We start from the raw sequence: 18,608 nt of genomic DNA on the forward strand, positions 1-18,608 counted from the left end.
TTAAGCTCTTAAAGTTTGCAATACATGTTGGGCTTCATATTTTAAAACTGCATTTGGCGTTGTATCAGACAAATGAGCTACAAATGGCATTTTTTGTGTAAGCTTCAGTTCTCTAATAAGTTTTAGCCCCAGAGTAACTACTGTTGTATTTTGTGATTCGAGTAAAAACTCAACACCTTCAGTATCTCCTATGTCATGTTTTTTAAAAGCATTTATAATATTAACCTGAGTCCAGTCATCAATAGGGTAAGAATGCTCTGTGAGATGAACAATACCTTTTACTCCGGCAAGTTTAATACACGCGTTTAAAGCCGTTATTTTTAAAGTTTTGTTTTGTGCTTTAGAAATTGTAATAATGCTGTCAAAAACTTTAGTAATATTCATTTCTGCAAGCTCAGTAATTCCTTTGCATTTTATTTCCCATTTAGAGCTTCTGAGTTTTTTGAAAGAATCTTTTATTAGTCCTGATTTTTTATAGAATTGTTCAAGTCTCTTTGCATAAATGCCTTCGTAGTTTTTGTGCAGATTGATAATCGACTTGGTCATTACCTGTCTAAATAAAGTATTATTAATGAGTCTTTTAAAATCTATATCTTCTTTCGTTTCTGCTATTGTAGTTTCCTGAAAAATAAGAGCGAATATTATTTTTTCAGTAATGATCTCATATTCAATGGTTCGTCTTTCTTTTTTTATATTCCTGCTTCGGCTGGTAATAATCAACAGGTAAAGTATAAAACACACTGCTATAAAAACTCCTATCGACACAATTAGGAAAGATTGCACCCATACACCACTTTTATAAAACTCCCAGACCTCTTTCATATCAAAAACGTTTAGTAATAATAAGCTGTGCGCTAAACCTGTTTCTGTATTCATCAGGCAAATATTCTTCATACTCATAAAGAAAAACAGGACGTACAAAAAATGAACCGCCAAAACGATTCTGATACTGTATTCCTACTCTGTATGCCTTTAAAGGAGTAACAAAATTATTGTAGAGATAAAGGTATGGCACATTACCATATTGAAATTCCAGCCTTATTAAACTCTCTTTTTCTTCATTACTAGTCTGTACACTTAAAACATGAGAAAATAATTCGTTTGATGTATCATAAAAAGGTCTATAAGCTAATGTATAACTACCTGCACGATATCCAAGCTGTCCTGTAAGCAATGTTACATCGTCTGTTTCGAAATGCATATATTTAAATCCCAGAGAATAATCAAATCTTTTACGAGGAGCAAAAAAATACTCTGCACCAGCTTTTGCGACAGGAAATATGGTTTGACCGGTTGAAACGCCTCCATTTACATACAAGTAATTTCTTTTTGAAAAGGTCTGATAATAATCTGCTTCAAAAAGCATTTGCGTATCATTATTGGCATAACCTAGATTTGCTCTTCCTACAAGTGCCGATTTGGTAAATTTATGAGAATACTCAACATAGCCATAATGAAGCGGCGATTGTCCGGGATTTGAAGTAGAAACATTTAAATACGAAAAGGCCATTGCATTTTTTGCCTTTCGACCAATAAGTGTTCGAAGACCTGTAATAGCCTGAGTGCTATTATCAGTAACAGATACTTTGTCTACAATTGCCAATGCTTCTTTATCGCGACCCAACTTTTCAAGACATTTTGCCTTCGTTATTATAACGTCTGTTGAATTGGGTTCAATTACTAAATACTGGTCACAATATAAAATACATTTATCAAACTGCTCTGACCAAAAATAGGTGTTAATAATTGCCAATAAAGCATCAGGGTTTGGATTTGTTCTATCTGTTAAAGGGGTCAGTATATCTATTGACTTCTTGTATTCTTTTTTCCAGCTGTATACCCGGCCTGCAAAAATTTTCATCTCTTCATTTTCAGGAAATCCAACAAGCAGAGGCTGAATAAGTGATAACGCTTTGTCGTAGTTGCCTATCTCAGCTTCATGTCTGGCCTCGGACATTCTAGTATCTAAATTAATTTCCTGTCCCAAACAAGTCTGGGAAATAAATAACAGTAAAAGTAAGTAGTATATAAACTTCATGAAGGGCGTATATTTAGCAGTTTGTTAATTCTTATTAAAAGAACAGCGGGACTGACTGGTTTAGCTATGAATTCATTTGCTCCAATATCAAATGAATCCAATTCAGTCTGTTCTATTCCTGAAGAGGTAAAAATAATTATCGGAATATCAGAACCCATTGCTTGTCTTACATATTGTGTAATTTCCATCCCGCTTATTCCGGGCATATTGATATCTGTCAAGATTAGATCATAATTGTTTTTTTCAATAGCATCTAATGCCTCTTTACCATCCGAAAACTGATCAACGGTAAATCCTTTAGACTCTAAAAAAAAAGATAATGATTTACGCAGGATATCATTATCTTCTGACAAAATTATTCTCATAGGTTAGATATTTAATTGAAAATAACTCAATTTTATAAAATTAAGTACATAAGTAAAGCTAGCGCATATTTATCTTTTATCATAGTTCATTCAAAATTTTAACTATTTCAGCAATTTGATAATCGAGTGTTTTGATTTCACTTTGAGTTCTAGAAGTAAGTATTCCTCTTTTTGCTTCATCTTCAATAATAGATAAAAAATTAGAAAGATCTTCTAATAGAAACATATCTAAACTTGATTTCATGTTATGCGCTAATTTCTCTAACTTCTCTAAGTCATTATCATTAAATGCTTCTTCTAGCTTTGTTACTTCACTTGGAATTTTTGCTATAAAAAGATCAATCATCTCTTTCTTAAAGTTTAGATTACCACACGAAATTTCGTCTAAATATGATAAATCTATACTTCGTTCGTGTAGCTGTTTATTATTTTTAGTTATTGCGGTTTTTATAGCTTTTAAAAGTGCCGGCTGTTTAAAAGGTTTTGGAACATAACCGTCCATCCCTACAGAAAAACAATGTTCTTGTTCTCCTACAAGAGAGTGTGCTGTCATGGCAATAATAGGAATACTTAGTTTCATTTCGTTTCTAATATACTCAGCAGTTTGATAACCGTCCATTACAGGCATCTGAAGATCCATTAATATTAAGTCGTATGCATTTTTTGATAAATAGTTTATCCCTATTTCACCATTTTCAGCAACGTCTAATTCAAATCCGAAGCTGTCCATAACACTTTTAATAAGCTTCTGATTTAATATGTTGTCTTCACAAAGAAGTATTTTAAGTTTACCTAGATTTTCTACCGGTGTTTTCTCTGCTAGGGTTTCAGCATAATTTACTTTTCTGTAATTAAATACAAAGAAAAATTCTGAACCCCTTTCTTTTTGGCTTTTTACATGAATTTCGGCACCGTGCAATTCTACAAGCTGTTTTACAATGCTAAGGCCAAGTCCTGTACCGCCAAATCTTCGTGTAGTACTTTCTTCGGCTTGTGTAAATCGCTCAAAAATAGTTTTAAGCTTATTTGATGGTATTCCTATACCTGTATCCTTAACTGAAAATCTTAGTGAATATTGATCTTCTGTCTCGCCAACTTTTTTGACTGAAATTGTCACTTCACCTTCTTCAGTAAATTTAAGCGCATTGCCGGTTAGGTTAACCAATATTTGATTTAATCTTCCTTGATCACCAATAACAATTTCAGGCATATCGGCATCCAGAAAAAGATTAAATTCTACATTTTCAAGAGCCTTAACTTTTAAAAGATCATAAATATGTTTAAGTGTTTTTTTTAAATTGAATGGCTGATCTTCAATAGTCAAATTACCAGATTCTATTTTTGAGAGATCTAGAATATCATTCACGATCAAGAGTAAATTTTCTCCCGCTACTTGCACACTGTCCATATAATCACGCTGAATTCTATCAAGTTTTGTCTGTGCAAGAAGATCTGTAAACCCAATTATAGCATTTAACGGCGTCCTGATCTCGTGACTCATATTGGCTAAAAAACTATCTTTTGCCAAAACTGCACGATCAGCAATTTTTTTCTGAGTATTAAGTTCTATATTTTTTGTTCTTAATTCCAATTGATTTATAACGTGCTTTGCAACAATCGAAAGTGCATTTCTCTGATTTTTATCTAGTTTTTTACTTACATGATCTGCGGCACATATAGTTCCTATGTTATAACCATCAGGTGTTGTAAGAGGTACACCAGCATAGAATCTTACTTTAAAACCACCTTTAACATTGGGATCATCTTTTAACGTTTCATGTACGTGAGTATCTTCAATTTCAAGCATTTCCGATTCCATTATAGTATAACGGCAAAAAGAAATTTCTCTCGGCACTTCAGATACACCCACTCCAATTTCAGATTTAAACCACTGTCTGCTTTCATCTATAAATGATATATGAGCGATAGGTACACTACATATGTACGAAACTAGCCTTGTTGCGTCATCAAAAGCATCCTCAGGAAGCGTATCTAATATATTGTAGCGCTTTAGCGCTGCGAGTCGTTTTGTTTCGTTGGCTGGTATTGGATTGTCTAGACTGCTCATTTTTTCAAAGTATATCTATAAATGTAAGAAAATGCATTAACTAAATTAAATATATTAGCATTTTTTTATAATTGCATTTTGTTTGTTTTTCGAGCTATGGGATCAAAATTAAAATAGTATAGGAAAAAATATCAAACCATTATTTTGAAGATATTTTAAAAATTGATCTCCAAAATACCTATTAAAAAGAACAACCTCCAAAACTATTTTTTCTGGAGGTTGTTTTCAATTATTTGAAATGTTTTATTAACTATATAGAAATTATTAAACTAAATCAAATCTATCCAAATTCATTACTTTATTCCATACAGCAACGAAATCATTTATAAATTTCTCTTTTGCATCAGCACTTGCATAAACTTCTGCGATCGCTCTTAGTTCTGAATTAGAACCAAAAACAAGATCGGCACGCGTTCCTATCCATTTAGGCTGTCCAGTGTTACGATCGTTTCCTGTATATAATTCTTTATCATTAGAGACAGCCTGCCACTGCGTATTCATGTCAAGAAGATTTATAAAGAAATCATTGGTCAACTGGCCTGGTCGATGCGTAAATACACCATTTTTTGTATGATCAGCATTAATATCTAATACGCGCAATCCACCTAAAAGAACAGTTAATTCTGGTGCAGTAAGAGTTAGTAAATTTGCTTTATCAATAAGAAGTTCTTCTGTAGAAACTGTTGATTTTGTTTTTCTGTAATTACGGAAGCCATCTGCTTTAGGTTCTAAATAACCAAATGACTCAACATCAGTCTGCTCAGCTGATGCATCCATACGGCCTGGAGAAAATGGTACTTTTACTGAAAATCCTGTTTCCTTAATTGCATTTTCTACCCCAACAACTCCTCCTAAAACAATTAAATCTGCCAATGAAACTTTTTTGTTTTGTGACTGTGATGCATTAAACTCTGATTGAATGGTCTCAAGTTTGTCTAAAACTTGTTTAAGATCTGCAGGATTATTTACCTCCCAATCTTTTTGTGGCGCCAACCTTAAACGTGCACCATTAGCGCCACCACGCTTATCCGATCCTCTAAAAGTAGAAGCAGATGCCCATGCTGTTGCAACTAATTGTGATATTTTTAATCCAGAATCTTGTATTTTTTCTTTTAATTGGTTCGTATCGTTTTCATCTATTAATTCATGATTTACTTCTGGAATTGGATCTTGCCATAACAACTCTTCCTGCGGAACATCTGGTCCTAGATAACGTTCACGAGGTCCCATATCACGATGTGTTAGTTTAAACCATGCACGTGCAAAAGCATCCGCAAATTCATCAGGATTTTCAAGGAAACGACGCGATATTTTTTCGTAAACAGGATCTAATCTTAATGACAAATCCGTGGTAAGCATTGTTGGCAGGTGTTTTTTTGAACTATCAAAAGCATCTGGAATAATTGCTTCGGCATTTTTAGCGACCCATTGATGTGCACCAGCTGGACTTTTAGAAAGTTCCCATTCAAATCCAAATAAGTTTTCGAAAAAATTATTGCTCCATTGCGTTGGAGTTTTTGTCCATGTAACTTCAAGTCCGCTTGTAATAGCATCAGTTCCCTTTCCTGAACCAAAACTATTTTTCCAGCCAAATCCCTGCAGTTCTAAACCAGCTGCTTCAGGTTCTTTATCTACGTGATCAGAAGAAGCTGCACCGTGAGTTTTTCCAAATGTGTGACCACCAGCAATTAATGCTACTGTTTCTTCATCGTTCATTGCCATGCGGCTAAACGTATCTCTTATATCTTTAGCTGCTGCAATAGGATCAGGATTTCCATCAGGACCTTCAGGATTCACATATATAAGTCCCATTTGCACAGCTGCTAGAGGTTTTTCTAAATTTCTGCTATGAATATTTCCATCAGCATCATCATCTGATGATACTACTCCATGATTTTTAGGAACACCTTCAGATCCATCATCATAACGTACATCTCCACCAAGCCATTCCGTTTCTGAACCCCAATAAACTGACTCATCCGGTTCCCAAACATCAGCTCTTCCTCCTGCAAAACCAAATGTTTTGAAACCCATAGATTCGAGAGCTACATTACCTGTCAATATCATCAAATCAGCCCAAGAAATTTTTTGACCGTATTTTTGTTTTATTGGCCACAGTAATCTTCTGGCTTTATCAAGACTCACATTATCAGGCCAGCTGTTTAAAGGAGCAAAACGTTGCTGCCCTGCACCTGCACCACCACGACCGTCATACACTCTATATGTTCCCGCACTATGCCAAGCCATTCGAATAAACAGACCTCCATAATGACCAAAATCTGCAGGCCACCACTCTTGCGAATCAGTCATTAGTTCGTGCAGATCTTTTTTTACTGCTTCAAGATCAAGACTTTTAAAAGCTTCTGCATAATTAAAATTCTCTTTTAAGGGATTTGATAGTGCTGAATTCTGTCGTAAGATATTTACCTTTAGCTGTTTTGGCCACCAGTCACGATTTTTTGTGCCTGTTGCAGCTTCGTTGTTCATACTGCCGTTATGAAAAGGGCACTTGCTGATGTCATTTGATTGATTATCCATAATTCCAAATTTAATTTTGATACTAATTTACAAAGTAATTAAAGAGAAAGTGATTAGTATTGATAATAAATAATTTTTAATTGATAGATAAAATCTATCAATTCACTTGATTAAGCTTTAGAATAGAACGATAACCTTGATTCTATAGAATTTAAATTGAAGGAAAAAAGCCTCCTTACTAAAAGGAGGCTTCATTTTATTTATTTTAAAAAATTATCGCCAACCCAGTGCTGGTGCAATATGTTCTAATATAGACGACAGTATGTGTACATTGTAGTCAACACCTAATGTGTTGGGTATTGTCAGCAGTACTGTATCTGCTTCCTGAATAGCTTCATCCTGAGCCAACTCTTCAATGAGTTTATCTGGTTCAGCTGTATAACTCTTCCCAAAAATTGCCCGTTTATCAGTTTCTATATTACCAAAACTATCAGAGCCTTTACCTTGATTTCCAAAATAATATCTGTCCTGATCGTTGACCAATGCAAAAATGGAACGGCTTACTGAAACACGTGGTTCGCGCTCATGTCCTGCTTTTCTCCAAGCTTCTTTATACAATCGAATCTGTTCTACTTGCTGAATATGAAAAGGTTTACCATTTTCATCATACTTCAAGGTAGAACTTTGCAGGTACATGCCGTTTTCGGCAGCCCAAATAGCGGTCGCATTAGACGCTGCTCCCCACCAGATTCGCTCTCGCAATCCTTCGGAATGAGGCTCAAGTCTTAATAAACCCGGCGGATTTGGGAACATAGGGTACGGATTTGGCTCTGCAAAACCTTCACCCTTAAGCCTCTCTAAAAATTCTAAAGCTTTTTGGCGTCCCATATCTGCATCTGTTTCACCTTCATTAGGTTTATAACCGAAAGAACGCCAGCCGTCAATGACCTGTTCTGGTGATCCTCTGCTGATTCCTAATTGCAAACGTCCGCCTGAAATTAAATCTGCGGCGCTGGCATCTTCCACCATATATAGTGGATTTTCATATCGCATATCGATTACACCTGTACCAATCTCTATTTTGCTCGTTTTAGCACCAATAGCCGAAAGTAGCGGAAAGGGTGATGCCAGCTGTCGTGCAAAATGATGGACTCTAAAATAAGCACCATCTAACCCAATTTCCTCTGCAGCCACAGCCAAATCGATGGACTGCAAAAGAGTATCGCTTGCTGTACGAGCGACATAGGAAGGATGATCAGCCCAATGGCCAAACGATAAAAATCCTATTTTCTTCATAGATAGTTTTAATAGATATATTAAATTGCAATTATTAATACATAACAAATGCAAACAAGAATTTATTAAAGATATAAAAAACTTAATTAACATTCTTCATCTTAATGTTAAATGCATTTGTGAGTTTACCAAATCATATGTTATTATCCCCTAGAAAAAATAAAGTTTTTCATTGCTTCAGCCTGATTAAATCTTTGCACTATTAACATGATATTTGAAAGTCCTCGAGTGTAAATTTGATAAAGGAATTTCTTTTTCTTATAAAATAAATTCATGTTATAAAGTTAATTTTATTTCTATAAACAATTAAAAATTAGCATAATGGGAAATTTACAAAATTATACGAGCGAAGAACTTCAAAAATGCCCATACCACAGCCAGATGAACACAGCTGCAAAAAATGGTAAATCTGGAGAGGATGCCAATACAGGAGACTGGAATGAAGAGCGAGAAGATGAGGCAGGCACAGATCCTGATCGTAACGAACAAGGCGGCAATGACAACTCTGGAGGCTCTGGAAGCAGCGGAAGCGCAGCTACAAACAGCTAAGAAAAAATACTTTACTAAACAAAACAGCAGGCTTTATTTAAGCCTGCTGTTTTGTTTAGTATTAAACGACAATAATTATGCAGCATTCATTTTTGGGAACAATTTTGTAATAAGTACTTTAAGGCGCTGCTGATAATCCTCAATCAGCCATTGTTTGTAATTGGTGCTGGCGTTTTCCAGACATTTCACGTACTGCTTCACTCTCCACTCAATTTCTGGTTTCAAAGCTTCAGCTAGTGATAAAGCTTCTGACAGTGTTGCCGCATTATCCAGACACATCTTTGCTTGCTGTCTTATAGACTGTTGAATAACTGTTTTAGGTTTTTTATCTGTGTGATGGGCTTCTTGATAGTGCTCTTCAATATCAAAAGTCATTTCAAGAGTGTTGGGAAACTTCGCACGGAGTTCTGCTGAAAATCCATGAGATTGTACAGCTGATGTTCCGCCTGCCTGATAGTGAAGCTGTTTGGCAAATACATCAGGATGTTCAAACACATGCTGCCAGTCAACAGGTTCTTCCCAATTTCCAAAACGCTGGATATTGTTGCCAAGATCTATAATTCGAAAGCTTTTTTTGGACGGAAGCCTGCGTGCTCCTCTTCCTACCATCTGATGGTAAAGCGTTATCGATGTTGTGGGGCGATTAAGAATAATATTCTCAACCGTCGGCTCATCAAATCCAGTAGTCAAAATGGAGACAGATGTGAGAACAGCATCTTTTGTCTTTTTGAACCACTTTAAGATTTCTTTTCTATCCTGATCTGAAGTCTTATTGTCCAAATGCTTAATCGAAATACCGGCTGCAGTAAAAGTTTCATATACTTTTTGCGAAGCAGTAATTCCATTATTAAATATAAGAGTCTTTGTTCCCGCCGCATGCTCTCTATAGGCATTTAAGAGCAAATCCTGCATGACTTGCGAACTATAAAGATCATTAGAAGAACTGACCGTGTAATCTCCATGCAGACCCGTTTTCAACGAGTTCAGTTCTACTTCATAAACATAAGATGTTGGTTTGGCCAGAAAACCTTTCTCGATAAGGCCTGCAATATTTTCTCCAGTAATTAAAGATTTGTAATGTCGATTCATCGGTTTGGTTATATCAGAGCTGAAAGGTGTAGCTGTAACGCCAATGATAAAAGCTTTTTTAAAGCTGCTCATCAATTTTCTGAACGAATTATGATGTGCTTCGTCGACAATGACAAGACCTATGTCTGCAGTTTTTATTTTTTTTGATTTAATTCTGTTTCGGAGCGTCTCCACCATAGCAACATAACAGTCGCAATCTTCTTTTATATTGCCGCTGGTACTATTTATAACACGGTTTTTGACACCGATATTTTTTAGCGTTCTGGAAGTCTGTGTGCATAATTCTATACGATGGGTAAGGATTATTACCTTTTTGCCGAAGCGCACCATAAATTGTCTTGCGATTTCTGAAAACACAACTGTCTTCCCTCCTCCTGTAGGCAACTGATATAAGAGTTTCAGGTTCGAGGCATTTTCCATCTGGTCCAGTATGTTTTTAATATCTTTCTCCTGATAAGTGTAAAATGCCTTAAGAGGCTTTGTAGTAGTTTCCATTTTATCTTTTATTATGTTTATGCGAAAGTGTTGCTCTCCTTACTAGTACTAAAATTAATATTTAAGGCATAAGCATGTTTACAAAATTGCACGGCTTTATTATATTATTCTGACGTGCAAATAGGAAGCAATTTCAAAAAATGCAAAAATTCTGAAAGAGATCTTATCATTTCTCATTTGAAACTATTATAAGTTGCAATTAAAAAATATTATTTTTATCAAATACCGATCGGTATTTATAGTATATTTGTTCCTGAATTTATATTAAAACCAATGAATACTACCGAATTTATACTAGAAAGAGTAGCTCCTATTTTTAACAAACAAGGATATGTAGGTACTAGTTTAACTGATATATCAAATGTCACGGGACTTACAAAAGGTGCTATTTACTGCAATTTTTCTAATAAAGAAGATTTGGCTTTAAAGTCATTTCAATACAACATAAATGCAGCCATAACTCCATTATTCGAACTAGTTGCTGCTACGAAAGGAAGCTTAAATAAATTGCATGCTATAACAACTTATCAGCGTAGTTACTATGACTTAGTTAAAGACAGAGGCGGATGTCCCATGTTACGTGCAGGAGTTGATACAAAATTTATCAATCCGATGTTGTTTAAAAGTGCTCAAAAATTATCTCAAAAATTCACTACTGGTTTAACTAATATTATTAACGATGGTATTGTCAATAATGAAATTAAAGAAAATACAGATTCGGCTCAGTATGCAAAAATAATTTTATCCCTAATTGAAGGAAGTTCACTTCTCGCCTTTACCCATAATGATCAAACATATATCAGCACAGCAATGGACTTTATAGATACTTCTATTATCGAAAGCATCAAAAAATAAAAAAATTTTAACTCTTCAAATACCGATCGGTATTTGATGTAATACTATAGAAAAATGGAAAAAGTTTTAAAAACAAAAAGAAAAATCAGATTTCAGGATTGTGATCCTTTCAACCACTTAAACAACTCAAAGTATTTAGAATACTTTATTAATGTTCGCGAGGATCAAATTGAAGAACATTATGGCCTTGATATATTCAAATATTTAAAAACAACAGGATTAAGCTGGGTAGTCGCGTCAAATCAAATTAGTTACATGAAACCTGCTTTTACGATGGAAACTGTAGTAATTGAATCTCAATTGATACAATTTACCAACAATATGCTGCTGGTTGAAATGAAAATGTGGAATGAAAATGAAACCGAATTAAAAGCAATTTTATGGATAAAGTTTATTCACTATAATGTTCAAACAAAAAAAGTGGCTGATCATTCTGATGATTTGATGAAACTATTTCAATCGGTTGTAATACCGGTAGATGAGACTATTTTTGAAAAGAGATATATAGAAATTATTCAAAAATCTTATATTTAATTTAAAGCTATGCCCTATTTAAATCGGGCTAAACTAAATTCCTATTTCTTAAGAAATAGGAATTTTTTATGCTTTATTTCTGCAGAAATTATTCTTTCAAGAAAAGCGTAATCATAATTATCCACAAATCTTTTTCAATGCAAATCAAATAACATACTAAATCCTACTTACTTGTGTAGAGTATTTTTTTCAATAAAAAGGTTGTGACAATTTTAAAAAAAAATAAAAGGCATAGGAATGTAGGCAGAAAAGTTCTTGAAAGTAAATCAATTTCGCTTTCAGAATTAGTTTTACATTATTAAGAATTAAGAATGGCTGCAGGCTTGCAGGATTTAAAAAATTCATAAGCTCTTTTCTCTGCATAAGAATGCGTTGAATCACGGAGTGGAAAAGCGCAATGTCCTCCATACTTTGGGGTTTCGAGATACACATATGCGCTGTCTTGAGCTATTGCTTTAGGATAGCATCTTTCGCCCAAAAAAGGATCATCTAAAGAATTAATAATTAAAACTGGAGTCGTAATATTTTTAAGGGAAAATTCTGGAGAAACACGCTGATAATAATCGTCTTTGCTCGCATAGCCATGAAGTGGTGCGGTAAAATATTGATCAACTTCATCAAAAGAAGTGATTTTATCAATTTGATCGCGATTTATAAAATCAGGAAACTGCGCTGCTTTATGATTCAGCTTCTTTTTAATATCAATTGTAAAATTCTTTAAATACACTCTGTTGAAACCTTGTTTAAGTACCGCTGCACTTGTTGCAATATGAGTTGGTACAGAAATACAAACGCCGGCTTTTATGCGCTCATCAATTTTTGTCCAGCCAAAATAATTCAGCAGCTGAACACCACCCATGGAATATCCAATCAAATAAACCTCTTCAAATCCTTTTTGTAAAACAAACTTGACTACTTCATCAAGATCATCAACTGCGCCGTGATGATAAAGTCTTGGCAGGCGGTTCATTTCTCCTCCACAAGTACGATTGTTCCATGCGAAAACCGAAAAATCTTTTTCCTGAAAATAAACCGCACAGCTATTATTGTACGTTCTTCGGGAATCTCCTTCTAAACCATGACAAAGTATAACTGCTTTTTTAGGATCATTTAAAATAAAATCGATATTGATAAAATCTCCATCATTTAGCTCATGTTTCTCTCTTGTATATCTTGGAGCATCAAACCTTTTAAACAAAGCCGCATAAATAGTAGAGACATGCCTGTTGCGATGAATAAAAGAAGGAAAATTATATTCTGATTGTTCAATTACTGGCATAATACGAAATTCTTTAGTGGATTATACAAATCTAAGAAATCAATCAATATGTAATCAAAAACTGTCTTTTTATTTTACTTTAAAAATAGCCTTGATCAGAGAACAAATATGATGTTTTTTAATCAATACTGATCAGAAAATGTTAATTCATTATTAATAATTACTCGGTATACTCTTCGCCATCCGTTTTGTTGAGTCTAGAGAATGTAATACTTGATAAAATAGTAAAAACGGCAAGCGTTATAAAAGTATACTGAAAAGCACGCGCGGTATTCATTTCAAAAATACCGGTTTGAAACAAAGAAAGTACCAAACTTGCCACCGATACCCCAAAACTTACAGACAACTGCTGCATAATAACCAGCATGGTATTGCCACCGCTGGCAGTGTCCTGATCAAGATCGGCCAGCGTTATGGTATTCATTGCAGACATTTGTATAGAGGTAAAAATGCCGTAGAAAACCATCAATATAATATAGTAACCAAGCGGTGTATCTTTTTGTACAAATCCAAGAATTATCAATATGATACCCAGCATTATAGTATTGCTTATCAATACATTTCTATAACCCATAAATTTAATAATACGAACCATAAAGGGTTTAATTGCAACATTAGACAAAGCAGACGGCAAAAGCAAAAGACCTGATACCGATGCTGAGTAACCAAAACTCGTTTGAAGCATAAGAGGCAACAGCAACGGCAGTCCGCCAATGCCAAGTCTGGTAATCAAACTGCCGGTTAATCCTATTTTTAGTGTTCTTATATTTAGAAGACGCAAATCAATAATTGGTTTTTCTGTTCTTTTATAATGAATAAAATAAAACACTGAGAGCAGTCCAGCAAGAAACAACAATCCCATAATAAGCATAATGTGCATTCGTCCTCTCCCTACAAGTTCTAAAACCATAGTAATTACGATCAAGGCAAGACTAAAATAAACAAGTCCCCTGAAATCAAATCTGCCAACAGCATGCTTAAAGTTTGGCATGATTCGGTAAGCCATTGAAATTCCAATTAGTCCAATTGGAACATTTACTAAAAAAATCCAATGCCAAGAAAAATTATCAGAAAGAAATCCGCCAAGACTTGGCCCTATCACCATACCCAGAAGACCAAATACGGTTATAAAATTCATGGTTTTTAAAAGTTCCTTTTTGGGATACTGATATAAAATAGCAAGTCTTGCTACAGGAACCATCATTGATGCGCCGATAGCCTGTACAACTCGTGCAAGATTAAAAGTTGTTAGATCAACAGAAAGTGCACAAAGCAACGAACCGGTTACAAATAACCCTACAGCAATCATAAACATGGTTCTGGTTCCAAATTTATCAGCCAGCCATCCTGATAAAGGGATAAACATAGCCAGCGTTAGCGTATAGGTAACAATAACAGAATGCATCTGTGTGGGAGAATATGCCATATCGCGTGCTATCGAAGGCAATGATGTATTTAAAATAGTACCATCAAGGGACTGAATAAACATTGCCACAGCAGTAACCCATGGCAGAAGATGCACAGCATTCTTCTCTTTTTGCTCTGTTTTATTTGTCATATTGTAATTAGTAGCCGAATTTTAATTTAACCCGGCTATGTTGCCGTTATCAAAGTTTTAATAATTCAAATATAGGAATACTGATAGTTTTGGTCTTTTATTTAAATCCGAAAATTTTATAGAATTTTCTTTTAAAATGCAATTGAATTATATAACGTAATCACCCTAACATATAATTTATTAGCAGTATTTCACTTGTAATTTTATTCTGCTAAAAATTCAGGAGTAAACAGTTATTAAAATAATAAAGCTGTTTCCGACTTATAATAGAATAGACAACAAGGATTTAAAATTAGTGAGAATGAAAAAAATTACAAAATTACTGACCTTCATTTTGTTTTGTTTTGCCTTTACGGCTAAAGCACAACAAATACAAACAGACAGGCCTAATGAAACAGAGAGTCCAACAGCCATAAAAGTTCATCATTTACAAATAGAAAGCGGTTTTTCTTATGAAAAGCAAGATGATGAAAAAACTTTTGAAATTCCACAGGCAGTGTTTCGTTACGGACTTTTTAAAAATGCTGAAATAAGAATTGAAACTGCTTTTAAAATAAATGAAGAACAACAGGATAAGCACGAAGGAATTGATCCTGTAGTAATCGGTGCGAAATATCATCTTATTGATCATAAAGGTCTTATGCCAGATCTTGCCTTACTGTCGCGCGTTAGTATTCCGTGGATGGCTGATAATGCTTTTCAAGAACCGAAATACAGTCCAGAAATTCGGATGCTGGCACAACATGAGCTTTCAAAATCCTCACATGTAGGTTATAATATGGGAATAAAATGGTTAGCAGAAACTGCTCACCCAGAATATATTTATACACTATCTGCCGATCATGCGCTTACTAAAAAAATCAAATTAGTAGCAGAAGCTTATGGTTTCACTGAATCACATCATCATGCTCAAAACAGTGCTGATATTGCTCTCTTATATGTTCTTAAGAAAAATATGCAATTGGATATCATGTGCGGATCTGGAATTATGCATTCTCCAAAAGAGAAATATGTGGAGATAGGACTTTCTTATGTATTATAAATAAAGAAAATATGACAAATCTAAATCATAAAAATACTGGAGCGAGTTCGCGAACTTCCGACAAAAAACCGGCAATTAAACCGGCGTCGTCACGCACGAACGAAAAATTTAGCAGTGAAATAAAAAAATCAGTATTGCCTGGAAATATTTCTGAGCATTATTAATATAAATTTACTAATCGAACATTAAAAATGAAAATTTGACAATGCTTCGCGAAAATTATATAAAATCACTTGTCTCTTAAAATGTACCTTTAAAATAGTCTAATTGAAGATTAGGCAATTACTATGTTATTAATTTAAAACTCATTTATATGGAATTCGAAAATTACTTTTATTCGTCTGAAGAAACTGCAAATGATATGACATCTTATGAAGAACAGCTGCTGCTAAATTATGATGATTATCTTGAAGGCAGTTTTGCCGCTGCACTAAAAGCCAGCAACCACTACAACTTAGAACTTGGAGAGTTAGAAGATAATCTTGAAGATGATTTTGATTCTGAATATGACGAAAATGACTGGGAAGAAGAAGATTCAGATGACTCTGCAGGAGAATATGATAAAAATGAGGAAGAGCCTGGAACTTTTTTGATGAAAAATTGAAATTTTAATTTTTCTAAATAAAATCCTCAATCCTTAATAATTGAGGATTTTTAACATGCGCCAACAAACCATCTCAAAACTCAAATGCTTCCTAAAAATACTATTATGAAAAACCTTTCAATGCTTTTACTATCCATTTTCTTTTTTTCATGCCAGCAAAAAGAAAGTAAGAATCCTTCTGTTGAAATCTCAGATTCAATTGTTACAAATAAAAATAAGCAAGAAATTAAATATGAAAGTAAAAAGGAAAACAAACAAATAGGCGATACTATAGTCATGAATTTTAAGAATGAAGAAGGTTTGTTAGTAGCTGAAGGCTCTTTAGATTCTATTCATCCGAGAGTATACATCAAATTTAAAGATGAAGATTTGGGAGAATTAAAGGGACTGATTATTCCAACTACCGGAAAAGGAAACATCCGTTTCAATCAAATTATTTTTCCAGACCAAACGTCAGACGGACCCTTTGGAATGGATCTGACAATACCCCTTAAACAAAAAGGAAATTATATTTTAGTAATTGGACATTCTCAAATGGCTGATAATCCGTTTTATGGTAAATTCAAAGTACAGCTTGAGAATAAAAAAGGATAAGCTCGAAATTAAATGAACGATCACTTCGTGTACTTTTCATTCAATTGGAGACAAAGCAACTGGCAATCCTATAAATTCTGATGTTAAAACTATAATAAACAGCACTTTACATTTTATAGCTTTGATGATTATTAAATTAATTATCAAACTAATATGGATTCATCTAGAGATAAAATTAAAAGTTCCAGTATTACTTCCGGCGATACAGTATCGTTTTGGATTGACACTACTTCTATAATTTCATATAATAAACCAGATCAGGACGTCAACACCGAAGTACTTATCATAGGTGGCGGTATTGCAGGCTTAACAACTGCTTATAAATTATTGCAGGCGGGAAAAAAAGTAGTTCTCGTAGAAGATGGTTTTATTGGAAGCGGTGAAACCGGCCGTACTACAGCACATCTAACTTGTGCACTTGATGACCGGTATTACTTTCTTGAAGAGACCTTTGGGGCAGATGCCACAAAACTTGCTGCTGAAAGCCACAAGGCCGCAATAGACGAGATTGAACAAATCATTACTACACTAAATATAGACTGCTCTTTTAAAAGGGTTAACGGCTACTTATTCCTTGATCCAACAGATAAAGAAGAAAATCTAGATAAAGAATTTCAGGCTACACAAAAAGCAGGAATTGCTACTTCAATATTACAGGGAACTCCAGCTGTTGCCAATGGCGAAAATCAAAGATGTTTGGTATTTAATGATCAGGCTCAGTTTCATATTCTTCATTATTTAAAAGGGCTTGCAGAAGCTGTAATTGCTCTTGGTGGCATTATTTACACAGAAGCTAATGCAAGAGAAATTACCAAAAAAGGAGCAGAAGTAAATGGTTTTACTTTTTCTGCAGACCAAATTGTGGTTGCTACTAACAGTCCGATTAATGATACTCTAACAATGCATACCAAACAACATGCTTATAGAACGTATGTAATTGGAGGCAAAATTCCAAAAGGACAACTGCCCTACTCATTATGGTGGGATACAGGCAATCAGGAATCAAAATGGGTTTCGCAGCCGTATCATTATGTGCGCCTCGAAGAATACGATGAACATTATGATATATTGATTTCTGGAGGAGAAGATCATAAAACCGGTCAGGAAGATGAGGAAAATATTTCTCAAATGGAACGCTATGACAGGCTCGAAGCATGGACGCGTAATTATTTCCCAATGTTAGAAGATGATCTTACCTACAGATGGTCAGGACAAGTAATGGAACCTGTAGATTCTCTTGGTTTTATGGGCAAAAATCCCGGAGATGACAACATTTATATTATTACAGGAGATTCAGGAAACGGTATGACACATGCTACTATTGGAGCCATGATCATCAGCGACAGCATAAATGGCAGTAAAAATAAATGGGAAGATTTATACAGTCCTTCGAGAATTACTTTAAAAACGACTGGAGATTTTATTAAGGAAGCCGGAAACATGGCATCGCAATATCTCGACTGGATAAAAGGATCTGACTTAAAAAATACAGCAGACTTGCCGGCAGGAGAAGGTGGTATAATTTCTTCGGGATTAAAGAAAATTGCTGTTTATCGTGATTATAACAATACTTTGAAAGCATTTTCAGCAGTATGCCCGCATTTAGGCTGCATCGTTCAGTGGAACAGTGATGAAAAGTCATTTGACTGCCCATGTCACGGTTCACGATTTGATACAGAAGGCACAGTTATAAACGGACCATCTCAAGACGATTTGCCAAAAATTCATATCAAATAAAATCTCTATGAATTTAAAAGCCTTCAA

17 protein-coding genes are annotated in these 18,608 nt (G+C 34.5%); 8 read left to right on the forward strand and 9 right to left on the reverse strand.

Annotated elements, in window-relative coordinates; all coding sequences use genetic code 11:
* The 6 genes from IR010_RS01390 to IR010_RS01415 form a co-directional block, all read right to left on the reverse strand.
* Nucleotides 1–876 carry a hypothetical protein gene (locus IR010_RS01390; protein ID WP_228515049.1) on the reverse strand — a complete coding sequence of 292 codons (876 nt, stop codon included), beginning with the start codon at nt 874–876 and terminating at the stop codon, nt 1–3.
* Entirely contained in the window at nt 824–2,038 is a 1,215-nt protein-coding gene (locus IR010_RS01395; protein ID WP_194600919.1) for a YaiO family outer membrane beta-barrel protein, read from the reverse strand. Before IR010_RS01395 ends, IR010_RS01390 begins: the two co-directional genes overlap by 53 nt.
* Entirely contained in the window at nt 2,035–2,403 is a 369-nt protein-coding gene (locus IR010_RS01400) for a response regulator transcription factor (RefSeq protein ID WP_194600922.1), read from the reverse strand. The genes IR010_RS01395 and IR010_RS01400 overlap by 4 nt, the downstream gene beginning before the upstream one ends.
* 79 nt (nt 2,404–2,482) lie before the next feature.
* Nucleotides 2,483–4,471: an ATP-binding protein gene (locus tag IR010_RS01405; protein ID WP_194566296.1), complete on the reverse strand. Its 1,989-nt coding sequence runs from the start codon at nt 4,469–4,471 to the stop codon at nt 2,483–2,485.
* Nucleotides 4,472–4,735: 264 nt separating this feature from the next.
* The gene (gene katG, locus IR010_RS01410; protein WP_194600924.1) at nt 4,736–7,009 is read right to left on the reverse strand and encodes a catalase/peroxidase HPI; all 2,274 of its coding nucleotides are present in this window, start codon (nt 7,007–7,009) and stop codon (nt 4,736–4,738) included.
* 213 nt (nt 7,010–7,222) lie between these two features.
* Nucleotides 7,223–8,245: an LLM class flavin-dependent oxidoreductase gene (locus IR010_RS01415; RefSeq protein ID WP_194600927.1), complete on the reverse strand. Its 1,023-nt coding sequence runs from the start codon at nt 8,243–8,245 to the stop codon at nt 7,223–7,225.
* Between the two features lie 321 nt (nt 8,246–8,566).
* On the opposite strand from IR010_RS01415, the gene IR010_RS01420 reads away from it, so the two are divergent.
* Nucleotides 8,567–8,794: a hypothetical protein gene (locus IR010_RS01420; protein WP_194600930.1), complete on the forward strand. Its 228-nt coding sequence runs from the start codon at nt 8,567–8,569 to the stop codon at nt 8,792–8,794.
* Nucleotides 8,795–8,869: 75 nt separating this feature from the next.
* Here IR010_RS01420 and IR010_RS01425 read toward each other — a convergent pair whose 3' ends face one another.
* A complete protein-coding gene (locus tag IR010_RS01425; protein WP_194600933.1) occupies nt 8,870–10,378 on the reverse strand; it encodes a DEAD/DEAH box helicase in 1,509 nt (502 codons plus the stop codon).
* Nucleotides 10,379–10,651: 273 nt separating this feature from the next.
* Between IR010_RS01425 and IR010_RS01430 the strand changes: the two genes are divergently transcribed.
* Together IR010_RS01430 and IR010_RS01435 are read left to right on the forward strand one after the other, a co-directional pair.
* Nucleotides 10,652–11,233 (forward strand): TetR/AcrR family transcriptional regulator, encoded by a 582-nt coding sequence (locus IR010_RS01430; protein WP_194600936.1) that lies wholly within the window; start codon nt 10,652–10,654, stop codon nt 11,231–11,233.
* A gap of 54 nt (nt 11,234–11,287) precedes the next feature.
* Entirely contained in the window at nt 11,288–11,767 is a 480-nt protein-coding gene (locus tag IR010_RS01435; protein WP_194600940.1) for an acyl-CoA thioesterase, read from the forward strand.
* Nucleotides 11,768–12,065: 298 nt separating this feature from the next.
* On the opposite strand, the gene IR010_RS01440 is transcribed toward IR010_RS01435, so the two are convergent.
* Both IR010_RS01440 and IR010_RS01445 read right to left on the reverse strand, forming a co-directional pair.
* Nucleotides 12,066–13,046: a YheT family hydrolase gene (locus IR010_RS01440; RefSeq protein WP_194600943.1), complete on the reverse strand. Its 981-nt coding sequence runs from the start codon at nt 13,044–13,046 to the stop codon at nt 12,066–12,068.
* 160 nt (nt 13,047–13,206) lie between these two features.
* Nucleotides 13,207–14,568 (reverse strand): MFS transporter, encoded by a 1,362-nt coding sequence (locus IR010_RS01445; protein ID WP_317174411.1) that lies wholly within the window; start codon nt 14,566–14,568, stop codon nt 13,207–13,209.
* Nucleotides 14,569–14,905: 337 nt separating this feature from the next.
* Between IR010_RS01445 and IR010_RS01450 the strand changes: the two genes are divergently transcribed.
* From IR010_RS01450 to IR010_RS01470, 5 genes are all read left to right on the forward strand, one after another.
* The gene (locus IR010_RS01450; protein WP_194600948.1) at nt 14,906–15,646 is read left to right on the forward strand and encodes a transporter; all 741 of its coding nucleotides are present in this window, start codon (nt 14,906–14,908) and stop codon (nt 15,644–15,646) included.
* A gap of 11 nt (nt 15,647–15,657) precedes the next feature.
* Complete coding sequence (locus IR010_RS01455; protein ID WP_194566310.1) at nt 15,658–15,810, forward strand: hypothetical protein; 153 nt, start codon at nt 15,658–15,660, stop codon at nt 15,808–15,810.
* 149 nt (nt 15,811–15,959) lie between these two features.
* Complete coding sequence (locus IR010_RS01460) at nt 15,960–16,250, forward strand: hypothetical protein (protein ID WP_157494962.1); 291 nt, start codon at nt 15,960–15,962, stop codon at nt 16,248–16,250.
* A gap of 105 nt (nt 16,251–16,355) precedes the next feature.
* Nucleotides 16,356–16,844, forward strand: a complete 489-nt coding sequence (locus IR010_RS01465) for a hypothetical protein (protein WP_194566312.1) — start codon at nt 16,356–16,358, stop codon at nt 16,842–16,844.
* Nucleotides 16,845–16,997: 153 nt separating this feature from the next.
* A complete protein-coding gene (locus IR010_RS01470; protein ID WP_194566314.1) occupies nt 16,998–18,581 on the forward strand; it encodes an FAD-dependent oxidoreductase in 1,584 nt (527 codons plus the stop codon).
* The last annotated feature ends 27 nt before the right edge of the window (nt 18,582–18,608 follow it).

Origin of the sequence: Flavobacterium sp. MR2016-29, from assembly GCF_015350695.1 — a bacterium.
GTDB lineage: Bacteria > Bacteroidota > Bacteroidia > Flavobacteriales > Flavobacteriaceae > Flavobacterium.

Excerpts from the sequence above, each read along its gene's own strand:
- IR010_RS01390 (WP_228515049.1), bottom strand. The coding sequence starts at position 876 with ATGAATACAGAAACAGGTTTAGCGCACAGCTTATTATTACTAAACGTT.
- IR010_RS01395 (WP_194600919.1), bottom strand. The coding sequence starts at position 2,038 with ATGAAGTTTATATACTACTTACTTTTACTGTTATTTATTTCCCAGACT.
- IR010_RS01400 (WP_194600922.1), bottom strand. The coding sequence starts at position 2,403 with ATGAGAATAATTTTGTCAGAAGATAATGATATCCTGCGTAAATCATTA.
- IR010_RS01405 (WP_194566296.1), bottom strand. The coding sequence starts at position 4,471 with ATGAGCAGTCTAGACAATCCAATACCAGCCAACGAAACAAAACGACTC.
- katG (WP_194600924.1), bottom strand. The coding sequence starts at position 7,009 with ATGGATAATCAATCAAATGACATCAGCAAGTGCCCTTTTCATAACGGC.
- IR010_RS01415 (WP_194600927.1), bottom strand. The coding sequence starts at position 8,245 with ATGAAGAAAATAGGATTTTTATCGTTTGGCCATTGGGCTGATCATCCT.
- IR010_RS01420 (WP_194600930.1), top strand. The coding sequence starts at position 8,567 with ATGGGAAATTTACAAAATTATACGAGCGAAGAACTTCAAAAATGCCCA.
- IR010_RS01425 (WP_194600933.1), bottom strand. The coding sequence starts at position 10,378 with ATGGAAACTACTACAAAGCCTCTTAAGGCATTTTACACTTATCAGGAG.
- IR010_RS01430 (WP_194600936.1), top strand. The coding sequence starts at position 10,652 with ATGAATACTACCGAATTTATACTAGAAAGAGTAGCTCCTATTTTTAAC.
- IR010_RS01435 (WP_194600940.1), top strand. The coding sequence starts at position 11,288 with ATGGAAAAAGTTTTAAAAACAAAAAGAAAAATCAGATTTCAGGATTGT.
- IR010_RS01440 (WP_194600943.1), bottom strand. The coding sequence starts at position 13,046 with ATGCCAGTAATTGAACAATCAGAATATAATTTTCCTTCTTTTATTCAT.
- IR010_RS01450 (WP_194600948.1), top strand. The coding sequence starts at position 14,906 with ATGAAAAAAATTACAAAATTACTGACCTTCATTTTGTTTTGTTTTGCC.
- IR010_RS01455 (WP_194566310.1), top strand. The coding sequence starts at position 15,658 with ATGACAAATCTAAATCATAAAAATACTGGAGCGAGTTCGCGAACTTCC.
- IR010_RS01460 (WP_157494962.1), top strand. The coding sequence starts at position 15,960 with ATGGAATTCGAAAATTACTTTTATTCGTCTGAAGAAACTGCAAATGAT.
- IR010_RS01465 (WP_194566312.1), top strand. The coding sequence starts at position 16,356 with ATGAAAAACCTTTCAATGCTTTTACTATCCATTTTCTTTTTTTCATGC.
- IR010_RS01470 (WP_194566314.1), top strand. The coding sequence starts at position 16,998 with ATGGATTCATCTAGAGATAAAATTAAAAGTTCCAGTATTACTTCCGGC.